At 73.5% G+C, this 14,827-nt stretch carries 16 protein-coding genes, 1 other RNA gene and 1 pseudogene; 8 read left to right on the top strand and 10 right to left on the bottom strand.

What is annotated here, in order from left to right; translation table 11 throughout:
* A pseudogene (locus ACVHNB_RS32065) lies at window positions 1–645 on the top strand (histidine phosphatase family protein); the annotation flags it as partial.
* Here the strand turns inward: ACVHNB_RS32065 and eda are convergent.
* Both eda and yaaA read right to left on the bottom strand, forming a co-directional pair.
* A complete protein-coding gene (gene eda, locus ACVHNB_RS32060; protein WP_428955026.1) occupies window positions 620–1,252 on the bottom strand; it encodes a bifunctional 4-hydroxy-2-oxoglutarate aldolase/2-dehydro-3-deoxy-phosphogluconate aldolase in 633 nt (210 codons plus the stop codon). The pseudogene ACVHNB_RS32065 and the gene eda sit on opposite strands and share 26 nt — an antisense overlap.
* 74 nt (window positions 1,253–1,326) lie before the next feature.
* Window positions 1,327–2,109: a peroxide stress protein YaaA gene (yaaA, locus tag ACVHNB_RS32055; RefSeq protein ID WP_456226445.1), complete on the bottom strand. Its 783-nt coding sequence runs from the start codon at window positions 2,107–2,109 to the stop codon at window positions 1,327–1,329.
* 113 nt (window positions 2,110–2,222) lie between these two features.
* Between yaaA and ACVHNB_RS32050 the strand changes: the two genes are divergently transcribed.
* Window positions 2,223–3,668 (top strand): RNB domain-containing ribonuclease, encoded by a 1,446-nt coding sequence (locus ACVHNB_RS32050; RefSeq protein ID WP_428955028.1) that lies wholly within the window; start codon window positions 2,223–2,225, stop codon window positions 3,666–3,668.
* Here the strand turns inward: ACVHNB_RS32050 and ACVHNB_RS32045 are convergent.
* Window positions 3,619–4,314 (bottom strand): hypothetical protein, encoded by a 696-nt coding sequence (locus tag ACVHNB_RS32045; RefSeq protein WP_456226444.1) that lies wholly within the window; start codon window positions 4,312–4,314, stop codon window positions 3,619–3,621. The two genes, ACVHNB_RS32050 and ACVHNB_RS32045, sit on opposite strands and share 50 nt — an antisense overlap.
* The gene (locus tag ACVHNB_RS32040) at window positions 4,314–5,072 is read right to left on the bottom strand and encodes a MerR family transcriptional regulator (RefSeq protein WP_428955030.1); all 759 of its coding nucleotides are present in this window, start codon (window positions 5,070–5,072) and stop codon (window positions 4,314–4,316) included. Before ACVHNB_RS32040 ends, ACVHNB_RS32045 begins: the two co-directional genes overlap by 1 nt.
* Window positions 5,073–5,207: 135 nt before the next feature.
* Here ACVHNB_RS32040 and ACVHNB_RS32035 point away from each other — a divergent pair, with 135 nt between their 5' ends.
* The 3 genes from ACVHNB_RS32035 to rnpB all read left to right on the top strand — a co-directional run bounded on the left by ACVHNB_RS32035 (window position 5,208) and on the right by rnpB (window position 6,581).
* Window positions 5,208–5,621 carry a DUF4260 family protein gene (locus ACVHNB_RS32035; RefSeq protein ID WP_428955031.1) on the top strand — a complete coding sequence of 138 codons (414 nt, stop codon included), beginning with the start codon at window positions 5,208–5,210 and terminating at the stop codon, window positions 5,619–5,621.
* Window positions 5,614–6,153, top strand: a complete 540-nt coding sequence (locus tag ACVHNB_RS32030) for a TetR/AcrR family transcriptional regulator (RefSeq protein WP_456226443.1) — start codon at window positions 5,614–5,616, stop codon at window positions 6,151–6,153. The genes ACVHNB_RS32035 and ACVHNB_RS32030 overlap by 8 nt, the downstream gene beginning before the upstream one ends.
* Window positions 6,154–6,183: 30 nt before the next feature.
* An RNA gene (gene rnpB / locus ACVHNB_RS32025) (RNase P RNA component class A) lies at window positions 6,184–6,581 on the top strand.
* Window positions 6,582–6,617: 36 nt separating this feature from the next.
* Here the strand turns inward: rnpB and ACVHNB_RS32020 are convergent.
* Genes ACVHNB_RS32020 through ACVHNB_RS32010 form a run of 3 tightly spaced genes read right to left on the bottom strand, consistent with a single transcriptional unit; the run spans window position 6,618 to window position 9,632 of the window.
* Window positions 6,618–7,460: a heme ABC transporter ATP-binding protein gene (locus ACVHNB_RS32020; protein ID WP_456226442.1), complete on the bottom strand. Its 843-nt coding sequence runs from the start codon at window positions 7,458–7,460 to the stop codon at window positions 6,618–6,620.
* Entirely contained in the window at window positions 7,457–8,542 is a 1,086-nt protein-coding gene (locus tag ACVHNB_RS32015) for a FecCD family ABC transporter permease (protein WP_456226441.1), read from the bottom strand. The genes ACVHNB_RS32020 and ACVHNB_RS32015 overlap by 4 nt, the downstream gene beginning before the upstream one ends.
* A 1-nt stretch (window position 8,543) precedes the next feature.
* Window positions 8,544–9,632, bottom strand: a complete 1,089-nt coding sequence (locus tag ACVHNB_RS32010) for a heme/hemin ABC transporter substrate-binding protein (RefSeq protein WP_456226440.1) — start codon at window positions 9,630–9,632, stop codon at window positions 8,544–8,546.
* A 61-nt stretch (window positions 9,633–9,693) separates the two neighbouring features.
* Between ACVHNB_RS32010 and ACVHNB_RS32005 the strand changes: the two genes are divergently transcribed.
* On the top strand, window positions 9,694–11,109 hold the full coding sequence (locus ACVHNB_RS32005; RefSeq protein WP_428955036.1) for an HtaA domain-containing protein: 1,416 nt from the start codon (window positions 9,694–9,696) through the stop codon (window positions 11,107–11,109).
* Between the two features lie 105 nt (window positions 11,110–11,214).
* Window positions 11,215–12,726, top strand: coding sequence for an HtaA domain-containing protein (locus ACVHNB_RS32000; protein WP_428955037.1), 1,512 nt, complete (start codon window positions 11,215–11,217; stop codon window positions 12,724–12,726).
* Window positions 12,727–12,774: 48 nt separating this feature from the next.
* On the opposite strand, the gene ACVHNB_RS31995 is transcribed toward ACVHNB_RS32000, so the two are convergent.
* Window positions 12,775–13,362, bottom strand: a complete 588-nt coding sequence (locus tag ACVHNB_RS31995; RefSeq protein ID WP_456226439.1) for a GrpB family protein — start codon at window positions 13,360–13,362, stop codon at window positions 12,775–12,777.
* On the bottom strand, window positions 13,362–13,922 hold the full coding sequence (locus ACVHNB_RS31990; RefSeq protein WP_428955039.1) for an MOSC domain-containing protein: 561 nt from the start codon (window positions 13,920–13,922) through the stop codon (window positions 13,362–13,364). The genes ACVHNB_RS31995 and ACVHNB_RS31990 overlap by 1 nt, the downstream gene beginning before the upstream one ends.
* 84 nt (window positions 13,923–14,006) lie before the next feature.
* Here ACVHNB_RS31990 and ACVHNB_RS31985 point away from each other — a divergent pair, with 84 nt between their 5' ends.
* Entirely contained in the window at window positions 14,007–14,399 is a 393-nt protein-coding gene (locus ACVHNB_RS31985) for an NUDIX hydrolase (protein ID WP_428955040.1), read from the top strand.
* Window positions 14,400–14,492: 93 nt separating this feature from the next.
* Here ACVHNB_RS31985 and ACVHNB_RS31980 read toward each other — a convergent pair whose 3' ends face one another.
* On the bottom strand, window positions 14,493–14,822 hold the full coding sequence (locus ACVHNB_RS31980; protein WP_456226438.1) for a MazG-like family protein: 330 nt from the start codon (window positions 14,820–14,822) through the stop codon (window positions 14,493–14,495).
* Between the last annotated feature and the right edge of the window lie 5 nt (window positions 14,823–14,827).

Genomic DNA, 14,827 nt, shown 5'->3' with positions numbered 1-14,827 from the left:
GGCGCGGGCCCGGACCTCGGTCCGCCCGCCGCCTTCGTCCTGCTCCGCCACGGGGAGACCGCCCTCACGCCGGAGAAGCGGTTCTCCGGGAGCGGGGCGGGCCACGACCCGGAGCTGTCCGAGGCGGGCCGCCGGCAGGCCGAGCGGGCGGCGGCCGCGCTCGCCGCCCGCGGCACGGTCGAGGCCGTCGTGTCGTCGCCGCTGCGGCGCTGCCGGGAGACCGCCGCGGCCGTGGCCGGCCGGCTCGGTCTCGGCGTCACGGTCGACGCGGGCCTGCGCGAGACGGACTTCGGGGCCTGGGAGGGCCTCACGTTCAAGGAAGTCCGGGAGCGCCACCCCGACGACATGAACGCCTGGCTCGCCTCACCCGAGGCCGCCCCGACCGGCGGCGGCGAGAGCTTCGCCGCGGTCGCCGAACGGGTCGCGGCGGCCCGCGACCGGCTGACCGCCGCACACCGGGGCCGCACCGTGCTCCTGGTCAGCCACGTCACGCCGATCAAGACGCTCGTCCGGCTCGCGCTCGGCGCCCCGCCCGAGGCCCTGTTCCGCATGGAGCTGGCGGCGGCGTCCCTGACGGAGATCGCGTACTACGCCGACGGCAACGCCAGCGTGCGCTTCCTCAACGGGACCGCTCACCTGCGATGAGGCTCGCCTCGCGGGCCAGCGACTCCACCCGGCCCCAGTCCTTCGCGGCGATGGCGTCGCCCGGCAGCATCCAACTGCCGCCCACGCAGCCGACGTTCTTCAGCGCCAGGTACGCGGGAGCGTTCGCGGGCGAGACGCCGCCGGTCGGGCAGAACCGGGCCTGCGGCAGCGGTCCGGCGAGCGCCTTCAGATAGGCGGCGCCGCCCGCGGCCTCGGCCGGGAAGAACTTCATCTCGCGCACGCCGCGCTCGATCAGCGCCACGACCTCCGACGTCGTCGAGACGCCCGGCAGGAACGGCACCCCCGACCCCTTCATCGCGTCGAGCAGCGCGTCCGTCCAGCCGGGGCTGACCAGGAACCGCGCCCCGGCGGCCACCGAGTCGGCGACGTTGGCCGGAGAGATCACGGTGCCCGCGCCGACGACCGCGTCCGGCACCTCGGCGGCGATCGCGCGGATCGCGTCGAGCGCGGCGGAGGTGCGCAGGGTCACCTCGATCGCGGGCAGCCCGCCCGCGACCAGCGCCCGCGCGAGCGGCACCGCGTCGGCGACGTCCTCCACGACGACGACGGGAACGACGGGCGCGAGATCGAGCACAGAGGAGGTCATGAGGACATCCTGCCCCGCGAGACGCAGCATGCGCAAAGGTCGTTGCGCATGCTGCAATGCACGGCGGGTGCTTCTCAGTGGACCTCGTCCACCAGCACGTCCAGACTCCACGCGCGCCCGCCCCTGGCGGGCTCCTCGACCTCCACCACGTACTTCAGGTCCCGCAGCGCGTCGACCAGCTCCGCCGGGGACGCGGGCGTGCTCCCCGAGGTCAGCAGCGAGCGCACGATGCGGCCCTTCGTCGCCTTGTTGAAGTGGCTGACGACCTTGCGGGTCGGCGCGTGCAGCACCCGCACCGTCGCCGTCCGCCCCGCGAGCTCGCCCTTCGGCTTCCACGCGGTCGCGTACGCCGCCGACCGCAGGTCGAGGACCATGCCGTTCCCGGCGGTCTCCGGCAGCACCTCGGCCATCGGCGCCCGCCAGTACGCCCCGAGCGCCCCGAGCCCGGGCAGCTTCACGCCCATCGAGCAGCGGTACGACGGGATGCGGTCGGTCACCCGCACCGCGCCCCACAGCCCGGAGAACACCAGCAGCAAACGCGCCGCCCGCTTCTTCGCCGCCGCGTCGAGCGAGGCCAGGTCCAGGGCGTCGTAGAGGACACCGGTGTAGATCTCCCCGGCCGGCCGCGCGCCCGCCGTCAGCAGCTCGGTGTTCTTCGCGATCTCCCCCCGCAGCCCCTCGCTCAGGCCGAGCACCTCGCGCGCCTTCTCCTCGTCGGCGGCGCACAGCTCGACCAGCTCGTCCAGGACCGCCGCCCGCGCCCCGGCGAGCCCCGGCAGCGAGAGCGACTCGGGCTTCAGCGGGGTGCCCCGCCCGGAGGCGGCCTTTCCTTCGGACGGCGGCAGCAAGACGAGCACGTGCTTCTCCTTCGGTGCGGCGGGGAGGGGTGCGGCCCCGCGTCAGGGTAGTCGGCGGACGGCCCCCGACGCTCCGCCGTGCCGCCGCGCCCCGCCCGGCCTACGCTCGGTGCATGCCCCGCCGCCACCTCCGCGTGACCGGCGCAGCACAGGCGCCGCTCGGCGCCGTGCTGCGCGACCTGCGTACGAAGCTGGACGTGCCCGAGGAGTTCCCGGCCGAGGTGCTCGCCGAGGCCCAGCGGGCCGCCGCCGCGCCGCCCCGGCTGCCGCAGCGGGACGAGACGGCGATCCCGCTCTTCACGATCGACCCGCCCACCTCCACCGATCTCGACCAGGCCATGCACCTGTCCCGCCGCCCCGGCGGTGGCTACCGCGTGCGGTACGCGATCGCCGACGTCGCCGCGTTCGTCACGCCCGGCGGCGCGCTCGACGCGGAGGCCCACCGCCGGGTCACCACCCTCTACTTCCCGGACGAGCGGGTCCCGCTGCACCCGACCGTCCTCAGCGAGGGCGCGGCGAGCCTGCTGCCCGACCAGACCTGCCCGGCCGTCCTGTGGACGATCGACCTCGACGCGGACGGGCGCGCCGAGACCACCGACGTCGTACGCGCCCTGGTGCGCAGCCGCGCCAAACTCGACTACGAAGGCGTGCAGAAGGCCATCGACGACGGCAGCGCCGAGGAACCCGTCGCGCTGCTCAAGGACATCGGGCGGCTGCGCGAGGCCCTGGAGGCCGAGCGCGGCGGCATCTCCCTCGACGTCCCCGAGCAGGAGATCGTCGCGAGCGACAGCGCGTACGAACTCGCCTACCGCGCCCCGCTGCCCGCCGACTCCTGGAACGCGCAGATCTCCCTCCTCACCGGCATGGCCGCCGCCGACCTGATGCTCGCCGCCGGCACCGGCATCCTGCGCACCCTGCCCGCCGCCCCCGACGGCGCCGTCGGCCGCCTGCGCCGCACCGCGAAGGCACTGCACATCGACTGGCCGCACCACGTCCCGTACTCCGAACTCGTCCGCTCCCTCGACCCGCGCGTCCCGCACCAGGCGGCGTTCCTCCAGGAGTGCACGACCCTGCTGCGCGGCGCCGGATACACGGCGTTCAGCGGCGGCGAGGTCCCGGAGCTCACCACGCACGCCGCGGTCGCCGCGCCCTACGCGCACTGCACCGCCCCGCTGCGCCGCCTCGTCGACCGCTACGCGTCCGAGCTGTGCCTGGCCGCGTGCGCCGAGCGCGACGCCCCGCAGTGGGCGGTCGAGGCGCTGGCCGACCTCCCCAAGGAGATGGCCGAGGGCACCCGGCGGGCCAACACCGTGGAGCGCGAGTGCGTCGACATCGTCGAGGCGGCGCTGCTGCAGCACCGGGTCGGCGAACTCTTCGACGCGTACGTGGTGGACGTGAAGGAGAAGGAACGGGCCGTCGGCACCGTCCAGTTGCCCGAACCGGCCGTCGTCGCCCGGATCGAGGGCGGCACCGCCGCGCTGCCCCTGGGGGAGCGGCTGCGGGTGCGGCTCACGCAGGCCGACCCGGGGCAGGCGAAGGTGCTGTTCGCTCCCGCGTGAGCGCCGCCCGCAGGGCGCCCGCCAGCAGGTCCGGCTCCTCGGCGTGCAGCCGCACCAGGCGCACGTCCTTCGGACGCCCGAGGAACGTGAAGTGCCGTACGGGTTCGGTGAGTTCCACGGTGACGCTGGTCTGCGAGGCGACGTCCAGGTTCAGCTCGCCCTCGGCCGGGGTGTGCGTGTACCGGTTCTCGCGGCGCACCGCCGCGATCCGCTCCAGCGGTATCCGCAGGTCCACGTGCGCGCCCCGGCGCACCCGCAGCGCGTCGGCGGTGACGACGTGCGGCCGCGTCACCGCCGCCGCCTGCAGGCCGAGCACCATCACCACGGTGTAGACGTCGAGGGCGAGCACGATGCGGTGCAGCGTCGGCCAGTCGCGCAGCAGCACCGACATCCCGACGCTCTCCACGACGCCGACGAACGCGAAGGCGTACATCATCGTGGCCTGCCCGCGGGCGTACGCGAACGAGCTCGCCCCCGCCGGGACGCCGCTGCGGCGCCCGGTCAGCCACAGCCCGAAACTCGCCAGCACCCGCAGCTCGTGCCCGACGAGCCGGCGCGCGGCCGCCGGGAGGACGGACCTGACGGCGTCCCGGCCGCCCCGCCGGTACAGCACGGCGAACAGGACCGCCTCGACGAGTCTCCTCATCACGCACCGCCCTCGGTCGCCAGGCGCATCACGAGCCGGACGGCCGCCGCCTGGGCGGGGGAGAAGTCGTCGAGGAAGGCGTCGAGGAAGACCCGCTGCTCCGAGGCCTCGGCGACGGGCAGGTCCGCCGGCAGGCAGGCGAGGATCGCCCGCGCCGTCCCGGCCACCCGCGGATCGTCCGGCGCCGCGTCGGCCAGGGCGTCGAGGCGCGCGTACACGTCCCGCGCCGCCTCCAGGGTGCCCGGTTCCGTGAACGCGGCCAGCAGCGAGTCCATCAGCGGCCCGCGCTCCTCCGGCGGCGCGGCCGTGTCGATGAGAGTGAGCACCTCGCGGTCCTTCACGGCCATCGGGGACGTGTCGTCGACCGCCCCCAACGCGCCGAGGAAGGAGGCCAGTTCGGGCGAGAGCGGCCCGTCCGCGGGCAGTTCCCCCCGCTCGGCCTGCGCCAGCAGCGTTCGCAGCCGCGCCCGCCGCTCGTGGATCGCGGCCTCCTGCCGGGCCAGATCGGCGTCCAGCTCGGCGAGCACCTCGACGAGCTCGCGCCCGGCGTCGTCGGCCAGCACGTCCCGCACCTCGGGCAGCCCGAGCCCCAGCTCGGTCAGCCGCCGGATGCGGGCCAGCTCGACCGCGTGCCGCAGCCCGTACTCGCGGTACCCGTTGCCCCGCCGCCCGGGCTCCGGGAGCAGTCCGAGGTGGTGATAGTGCCTGATGGCCCGCGTGGTGACGCCGACCATCCCGGCCAGCTCTCCGATCCTCATGACCTCAGTAGAAACGTTGACGCTACGACAAGGTCAAGCGCGCCGCGCTCCGCGCCCTTGACGGCTAACGATGTTAGCCGTACGGTCTTCCCATGATGCGGCTAACGCCGTTAGCCGCAGACTCCGGAGGTCTCCATGAGCGCCACCGCACCCACCACGACCGTCAAGCCGCTCGCTGTCGTCCGCCGCACCGCGTGGCTCCTGAACGCGCTGTTCTGGTCGGCCTTCGCGGTCCTGGAGGGCGTCCACCACGGCTGGCTCGCCGGAACCCTGGCGTTCGTCTTCTTCATCGCGCCCGACTTCACGTTCCTGGTCGGCATGAGCGACGCGCCCCGCATGAGCAAGGGCCAGCTCCCGCCCCGCGCGGTGCCCTTCTACAACGCTGCCCACCGGGCCCTGATCCCGCTGGCCCTGCTCGTCGCGTACACGGTGCTCCTCGTCCCATGGGCCCCGGCCTTCGCGGCCCTGTGCGGCTGGCTGGCCCACATCTCGTACGATCGCGCCTTCGGCTACGGACTGCGGACCAAGGAGGGCTTCCAGCGTGCCTGAGGCCACCACCGAACCGCGGCGGCTCACGCCCCGCGCCACCGAGATCGCGGCCGAGGCCCGGACGCTCCTGGAGCAGTCCGGGCCCGACGCCCTCACGATGCGGGCGCTCGCCGACCGCCTCGGCATCAAGGCCCCCTCGCTCTACAAGCACTTCCCCGACAAACAGGCCGTCGAGGCCGAGCTCGTCGCGCAGATGCTGACGGAATCGGCCGAGGCCTGCGAGGAGGCGGAGCGCACGGCGCCGGACCCCCTCGCGGCCCTCGCGGACGCCTACCGCGCCTGGGCCCTCGCCCACCCCCACCTCTACTGCCTCGCCACCGAACGCCCGCTGCCCCGCCACGCCCTGCCCGAGGGGCTTGAGGAGCAGGCCGCGATGCCGCTGATGCGGGTGTGCGGCGGTGACGAGGATCTGGCCCGTGCGGTCTGGGCCTTCGCGCACGGCATGGTGATCCTGGAGATCCACGGCCGGTTCCCGGACGGGGCGGACCTGGAGCGGGCCTGGCGCACGGGCCTGACGGCACTGCGCCCGTGATCGCCCGGGTAAGATGTCCGGCACGGCAGACGAGCCGGGCGGGCGGCCGCGTGGAGACCTCGGTCTCCCCGAGGAACGTCCGGGCTCCACAGGGCAAGGTGGTGGCTAACGGCCACCCGGGGTGACCCGCGGGACAGTGCCACAGAAAACAGACCGCCCGGTGCTTCGGCGCCGGGTAAGGGTGAAACGGTGGTGTAAGAGACCACCAGCGCCTGAGGTGACTCAGGCGGCTAGGTAAACCCCACCTGGAGCAAGGTCAAGAGGAGCCGCCTCGGCGGCTCTGCGCGGACGTTCGAGGGCTGCCCGCCCGAGTCCGCGGGTAGACCGCACGAGGCCGGCGGCAACGCCGGCCCTAGATGGATGGCCGTCGCCCCGGCCGCCGCGAGGCAACCGGGGAACAGAACCCGGCGTACAGCCCGACTCGTCTGCCGCCTCCCTCTTCCACGGGCCGGCGGCCCGAACCCCTACGACCGCACCGGGATCACCAGCGGCGCCCCCGATCCCGGGTGCGGCAGTACCTCGACCGGGTGCTGGTAGACCTCGCTGAGGAGCGGCCCGTCGAAGACCTCGGCCGGGGGACCGGCCGCCGTGATGCGGCCCGCGTGCAGGATCGCCGTGCGGTCCGCGTGGGCCGCGGCCAGGCCCAGGTCGTGGAGGACGACGACGACCGCGTCGCCGGCCGCGGCGCGTTCGCGGCAGACCCGCAGGACCAGTTCCTGGTGGCGCAGGTCCAGGGCCGCCGTCGGCTCGTCGAGGAGCAGCAGCTGGGTCGACTGGGCCAGGACGCGGGCCAGCGCCACCCGGGCGCGTTCGCCGCCCGAGAGCGCCGAGAAGGGCCGGGCCGCGAAGTCCTCCGTCTCCGTGGCGCGCAGGGCCGCCGCGACCGTCCTGTCGTCCTGGTCCTCGTACGGTGTGCCCGACCAGGGCGCCCGGCCCATGCGGACCACCTCGTCCACCGTGAACGGGAACGACAGGGTCGCCGACTGCGGCAACAGGGCCCGGCGCAGCGCCAGTTCGGGCGCGGTCCAGGACGTGGCCGGGCGGTCGCCGATGAGGAGGTCGCCGCGGGCCGGGGCGAGGTCCGCGGCCAGCGCCGCCAGCAGGGTCGATTTCCCTGCGCCGTTGGGGCCCACCAGCGCCAGGACCTCGCCCGCCCGGACCGTCAGGTCGACACCGGACAGGACCTCGCGGGCGCCCAGGTCCAGATGCAGGGCGCGGGCCTCGGCCACCGTGTCACCGGGGGCGAGGCGCGGCGGCAGGGCGCGGGCGCGGGATCCCCGCAGCAGCGTCGTCCAGTACGGGATCATGCCCAGCCTCCTTGCTTGCGGCGGGTGCGGCGCAGCAGCCAGAAGAAGAACGGGCTGCCGGTCAGGGCGGTGAGGACACCGATGGGGAGTTCGGCGGGGGCGGCCACGGTGCGCGCCGCGAGATCCGCCGCGACCAGCACGACCGCCCCGCCGAGCGCGCTGCCGGGGACGAGGAAGCGATGACCCGGGCCCGCGAGCATCCGCAGCAGGTGCGGGACGACGAGGCCCACGAAGCCGATCACTCCGGAGACCGCCACCGCCGCCGCCGTGAGGAGCGCGATGACCAGGATCAGGGTGATCCTCAGCCTCTCCACGTCCACGCCCAGGTGGCGGGCCGGGCGTTCGCCGAGGGAGAGGAGGTCCAGCTTGCGGGAGTAGAAGGGCGCGACGAGCAGACCGATCGCCGCGCAGGGGAGGACCGCCAGCACCTTCGGCCACGTCGCCTGCGCCAGTGAACCGAGCTGCCAGAACGTGATCTGGTTGACCGCGGCCGTGTCGGCGTAGGAGAGGAACAGGCCGATCAGGGCGCCCGCGAAGGCGTTCACCGCGATGCCGGTGAGGATGAGCGTGACGACCTCCGTGCGGCCGCCCGAGCGCGACATCACGTACACGATGAGGACCGTCGCCAGGCCCGACACGAACGCGCAGACCGTGATCGTCCACGTGCCGAAGAAGTTGAGGCCGAGCGCGATGCAGGCGACCGCGCCGACCGCCGCGCCCGACGAGATGCCGATGACGCCCGGCTCGGCGAGCGGGTTGCCGAACACGCCCTGCATCAGCGCGCCCGCGCAGCCGAGCGAGGCGCCGACGAGGAGGGCGAGGACGATGCGGGGCAGGCGGACGTTCCACAGGACCGATTCGCCGACCCGGTCCAGGGCGGAGCCGCCCAGGCCCATCCGGTGCTGGACCGAGGAGAGGACGTCCGTCGCCGGGATGTCGTACGCGCCGATGCCCGCCGAGAGCAGCGCCAGGACGATCAGCGCCGCGGCCAGGACGACCGTCAACAGCCATGCCTTGCTGCGGGGTTGACGCGCGGGGACCTTCGAGGGGGAGGTCGTGGGCGGGGTCGCCGTCGTCGTCATGTCAGGCACCGCTCTTGCCGTAGAGCTGGTCCACGATCGACTGCAGGACCTGGTCCGTGCGCGGCCCGTAGTTCAGCAGGACGCCGTCCTCGACGGACACCACGCGGCGGTCGACGCCCGCCGGGGTCTCGGCCACTCCCGGGATCTTCACCAGGCCGTCGATGCCGCCGACGGAGTCGAGGCCCTTGGTCATGACGAGGATCGCGTCGGGCGCGGCCTTGGCGAGGGCCTCGCTGGTGATGGCCCGGAAGTCGGTCTTCAGGCCGGACGCCGCGCCCGCGTCGACCGCGCCCGCGGCCTCCAGGAGCGAGGTGGCGCCGGACTTCGCGCCGCCGATGAGATAGACGGAGGCCGAGCCGCGTACGTAGAGGAAGGCGACGCGGGGCTGCTCCTCCTCGTGCGGGATGTTCTTCTGCACCGCGGCGATCCGGTCCTCGGAGCGCTCGGTCAACTCCCGTCCCGCGGAGGGGACTCCGAGCGTGTCCGCGACGGCCTGGATGCGGGTGCCGACGTCGTCGAGCCCCTGGGCCGGGTCCAGCACGACGACGGGAACGCCCGCGTCGCGTATCTGCTGCATCGCCTCGTCGGGCCCGGTCGTCCGCTCGGCCAGCACCAGGTCCGGCTTGAGCGACAGGACGCTCTCCGCGGACACGTCGTGGTTGCGGGTGACCACCGGCAGCTTCTTCGCCTGGTCGAAGGTGGCGGTGATGTCGCGGGCGACCACCTGCTCGCCGAGCCCGAGCGTGAACACGATCTCGCTGAGGCTGCCGGAGAGCGGCACGATCCGGTCGGCCTTCCGCACCGTCACCTCGTGGCCGTCGGCGGAGTCGACCGTGACGGGCAGCTTCGGGCGGGGCGTCGACGCGAGCGGTTCGAGACGGTTCGCGGTCGTGGCCGCCTTCGCTCCGGTCCTCGCGGTGGCCGTGATGGTGCCGCCGCCTGCGCAGGCGGCGGCGGCCAGCGCGAGGGCCAGGGCGAGTACGGAGATCAGTACGCCCGTCCGCCGGGGAGCGCGAGAAGGGTCGGCTGGCGTCGGCACGCGGACACCGTCCTGTCGTGGTGAGTGGGGCTGTTGAACAGAGGCGAGCATAGTTTAGGTTAGCCTTACCTAAGTCGCCAGGTCCTGGTGATGGAGACCCGGAGGAATCGTCATGTCCCGACGCGCACGGATACGCGTCCTCGCCGTCGCCCTGTTCACCGCGTTGCTCGGGACGCTGCTCCCGGTCGCCGGCGCGCACGCCGCGGCCCGCGGCGTGCAGGGCGGCCGGCTGGACTGGGGCCTGAAATCGTCGTTCCAGAGCTACATCACCGGGCCCATCGCCAAGGGGAGTTACTCCCTGACGGGCGGCGCGGCGACCGTGGGCGCCAGCCAGTTCCGCTTCCACTCGGCGACCGGCACGTACGACGGCTCGACGGGGAGCTTCACCTCCTCCTTCTCCGGCGGCGTGCACTTCGTCGGACACAAGAAGAGCGACGGCTCCTACGAACTCGACATGACCATCAGCCGTCCCACCGTGCGCATCTCGGGCGGCAGCGGGACGTTGTACGTCGATGTCGTGAGCAAGGCGAAGGGCACGGGGACGGTCACGTCGTCCAGCCAGGTGCCCTTCGCCACGCTCGCCCTGGGCGGGATCGACATGAAGGGCGACGGGAACGCCGTCACCCTCAACAACCTGCCCGCCACGCTCACCGCACAGGGCGCCAAGTCCTTCGCCGGCTACTACACGGCCGGCACCGCGCTCGACCCGGTGAGCCTGTCCGCGGACGTCGCGCCCGAGAAGGCGGCCGCGAAGCCGTCGGCCTCCGCCACGAAGAAGGACGAGTCCAAGGAGAAGAAGGAGAAGCAGGACTCCTCCGGGAAGCTCCGGGACGGCGCCGTCGACTGGGGTGTGCGCCGCACCTTCCGCGAGTACGTCACCGGGGACATCGCCCAGGGCGAGTGGAAGCTCGGCGCCGGGGCGCAGGACGGGGGCGCGCTGTTCCGGTTCCCGAAGGGTGAGGGTGCGTACGACAAGAAGAAGCAGACCCTCGACGGGGAGTTCACCGGATCCGTGCGGTTCACCGGGAAGCACGGGCTCGACCTGACGCTCGCGGACCCGACCGTCACCGTCGCCGACGGCAAGGGCACCCTGCGCGCCGACGTCACCAGCGGCAGGAAGACCACCAAGGACAGCCCGCTCGTGACCTTCACCGTGAAGTCCCTCGCGGCGAAGGACGGGCTCGTGCGGATCACCGAGGCGCCGGCCGTGCTGACCGCCGACGGGGCGAAGGCGTTCGGCGGCATGTACCAGAAGGGGGCCGCGATGGATCCGGTCTCCCTGGCCGTCGCGCTCGACGCGGACGCGAAGCTTCCCGCTCTGCCCGATCTCGGCAGCTCCGGGTCGGACGGTTCGGCCACTCCCAGTCCCCGCCCCAGCGCGGTTGCCGCCAAGTCCGATGCCGGAAGCGGGAGTTCGGGGCTGTCCGGTGGCGCCGTCGCCGGGATCGCCGGCGGGGTCGTGGTGCTCGTCGCCGGTGCCGTGGTGGTCGTTCTTCGGATGCGCAAGCGGGCCTCCGTGGGCGGCTAGGCGTCCGCCCCCTTCTGTCTCGCTGCCGGGCGCCGGTTGTCCGCGGTCGCTCGCGCAGTTCCCCGCGCCCCTGAAGGCGCACCCCGATCATCGCTAGGAGAAAGCATGTCTCTCGTCAGACACCCCATAGCCCTCGCCGCCGCCACCGCCGTCGCGCTCGGAGCCGGTGCCGTCGCACTGCCCGCGTTCGCCGCCGACAAGGCTCCCGCCGTCGAGCTGAAGGACGGCACGCTCGACTGGGGCGTGAAGGAGTCCTTCCGCAAGTACGTCACCGGGATCGCCGCCGGATCGATCACCGCGAGCGACGGCGCGACCCAGGCCGCCGACAACGGCGCCTTCACCTTCACCGACGGCACGGGCACGTACGACACGGCCACCCACGGCACGGACACCGCCTTCAAGGGCGCCGTCCGGTTCGCCTCCACGGCCCACGGGTTCGACATCAAGATCAGTGACGTGAAGGTCGTGACGTCCGGCACGACCGGGCACATCGACGCCGACATCAGCCTCAACGGCACCGTCCAGAACGACATCGAGTTCGCCACGCTCGACCTGTCCGCCGTGAAGCCGGGCCAGGGCGCGGGCGGCGCGATGACCTTCAAGGACATCCCGGCGACGCTGACCGCCGACGGCGCCAAGGCGTTCAACGGCATGTACAAGGAGGGCACCGCCCTCGACACGGCGACGCTGACCGTGACCGCCGCCGCCTCCTCGCCCTCCCCGGACCCGTCGACGACACCCCCGTCCTCGCCGGCCCCCACCGGCAGCGCGCAGCCCACCGGCAAGCCGAGCGCGACGACGACCCCGAAGCCGTCCGCCACCGCCACGGCCGCCCCGTCCGACGAGGCCGTCTCCGGCGCCATCGCCGACGGCAACCTGGACTGGGGCGTCAAGGAGTCCTTCCGTACGTACATCACGGGCCCCATCGCGAACGGCAAGGTCGAACTGACCGGCGGCGCCGCGAAGAACGGCTCGGTGTACCGGTTCGGCGACGCGAACGGCAGCTACGACGCCGACGCCAGGTCCCTCGACGCCGAGTTCGCGGGCAAGGTCCGCTTCCTCGGCCACGAGGAGGACGGCACGTACGCCCTCGACCTGCAGTTCAGCGATCTGCGGGTGACGGCGAAGGGCGGCAGCGGAAAGCTCGTCGCCGACGTGTCCAGCAAGGACCGGCAGACCGGCAAGGTCACCACGTACGACGACCTGACCGTGGCCACCCTCAAGGTCGGCTCCGGCGACCTGACCGCGAAGGACGACATCGTCGAGCTCGACGGCGCCGCGGCCACCCTCACCGCCGACGGCGCCAAGGCGTTCGGCGGGTTCTACCAGGCGGGCGCCGCCCTCGACCCGGTCGACGTGGCCGTCTCCCTCGACGAGGACGCCACGCTCCCGTCGGGCGGCAACGGCTCCGACGGCGGTACGTCCGGCGGCACTTCGGGCGGCACGGGCACCACGGGCGCCACCGGCACCGGGTCCACCACCGGCGGCACCGGCTCGCTCGCCGCCACCGGCGCCGACGTCCCGGCGGGCCCGCTCGCCGCGGCCGCCGCGCTGGTCGTCGCCGCGGGCGCGGGCACGGTGTTCGCCGCGCGCCGACGCCGCGCGCAGGAGGGCTGAGCCCCCGGCCCCGGCCGTCCGCCGATCACGGCGGGCGGCCGCGGCGTGCTACCCGTGCGGGCGCCAGCCCGTCCGCGCGGCCCACTGTTCGGCGACGACGCCGACGAGGTCGACGACGGGGTCCTTCACGTCGGCGTACGTCCCGGTGTCGGGGACGGCCCGCGCGAGTACGTACTTGAAGCGGGCGTACGCGGGGACGGCCCGTGGCGTCGCGCGCAGCCAGTCGCGGAACAGCAGCGCGAGCCGCTCGTTCGGTGAACCGGCCCTGCGGACATGGAGGTTGACCGGCGCGGCGTCCGCGGTCCGCCGTGACCAGTAGCGCTTGGTCCAGTCGGCGGGGTCCTCCTCGCCCTCGCGTCCGGCCGGGACGTGGTCGCGCATGTACGGTGCGCGGACGAAGCCGAGCGTGGACAGCGGCGCCTCGAACGCGGCCGCGGCGGCGTCCAGGTCAGCGACGCTCACCTGCACGTCGTAGACGTCCTTGGCGGCCATGCCCGGCACGGACGTCGAACCGATGTGGTCCACGTGCAGCGCCAACGGGCCCAGAAGGTAAGCCAGTTGGGTGCAGAGCGCGGCTCCATGGGCCGCCCACCCGGGGTCGTGCGGAACGACGACCGGCTTCTCGTGCGGAGGCATCAGACCTTCTCCAGGGGGCGATGCGGCTCGGCGGGCAGCTGCACGCGGATGGCGTCTCCGGGGCGGACGGTCCCGCCCTCCCGTACGACGCTCATGATCCCGGCCTTGCGGACGATCGCGCCGGTCTCCGGGTCCCGGCCCACGACGCGCTTGAGGAGGCCGTCCTGGAAGTGGTCGATCTGCAGGCACGGATTGCGCAGCCCGGTGACCTCGACGACCGCGCCGCCCGCGCCGAGGTGCAGGAGTGTTCCGGTCGGCAGGGCGAGCAGGTCGATGCCGCGCGTGGTGATGTTCTCGCCGAGCTCGCCGGGCCGCACCCGGTGGCCGAGCGCGGCGACCTCCGCAAACAACTCCTCCTGGATCAGGTGGACTTGGCGCAGATTCGGCTGCGTCGGATCCTGGGCCACCCGGGAGCGGTGCTGCACCGTGACCCCGGCGTGCACGTCCCCCTCGACGCCGAGGCCCGCGAGCAGCGTGACGCTGTCCCGGTTCGGCTTGGTGAAGGAGTAGGTGCTGTTGCTGCTGACCGCTGTGACGGCGGCGCTGTCGAACCCGTTCATCTTGCGTGACCCCCTGAAGCCTGAGACCGCTGAGCAACCTGATCGCTGATCGTGAGCAGCGTAGTCCGAGGCAGAATCGGCCGTATGCGCCAGGAAGTCATGGAAGTCGTCGCCGCCGCGGTCGTCGCGGACGGCAAGCTGCTCGTCGTCAGCAAGGAGGCCGCGCCGGACCTCTTCTACCTGCCCGGCGGGAAGCCGGAGCCGGGGGAGAGCCCCGAGGAGACGCTGCGGCGCGAACTGGACGAGGAGCTCGGGGTCGCGCCGGAAGACCTGGAACCGCTCGGCGTGGTCGAGGACGTCGCGGCGCTGGAAGGCGTCCCGATGCGGCTGACGCTGTTCACCGCCACACTGTCCGGGCGGCCGCGGCCCGCGGCCGAGCTGGCCGCGCTGCGCTGGACCGACGGCCGTGACACCCGCCTGGCCCCGGCCGTCGCGGGGCACGTGGTGCCGATGCTGCGGGCGTCGGGGCGGCTCTGAGGGCGGCTCCGCAAGGCCCCCGCGCGGCGGTGGCGTCCGGGGTTCCGGGCGGTCCGCCCCGTCGTCCCTGACGCCCGGCCGTCCGGTCACCGCCTACGCGGGCCCCAGCGAGCGCTCCGCCAGCTTCGCCACATGCGCGGACAGCGCCTCGCGCGCGTCCGGCGTGAGCGTGCCGAGCGCGACCAGCGCCGTGACCACCACGTCGCACAGCTCCGACTCGACGTCCTGCCAGGTGTGGCTGACGCCCTTGCGCGGGTTCTGGCCGACGGCCCCGATGACCGCCTCCGCCACCTCGCCCACCTCCTCCGAGAGCTTCAACACCCGCAGGAGCAGCGCCTCTTGGGAAGGCCGCCGATTGTTCGAGTCCAGCCAGTCGCGCAGCCGGTCGATGGTCGTCCACAGCTCGTCGTCGTACGTCGTCACGAGCG

The organism is Streptomyces sp. YJ-C3, from assembly GCF_053891275.1.
Note: the sequence above shows the minus strand (reverse complement) of the source record. Positions and strands in the feature narration are given on the sequence as shown.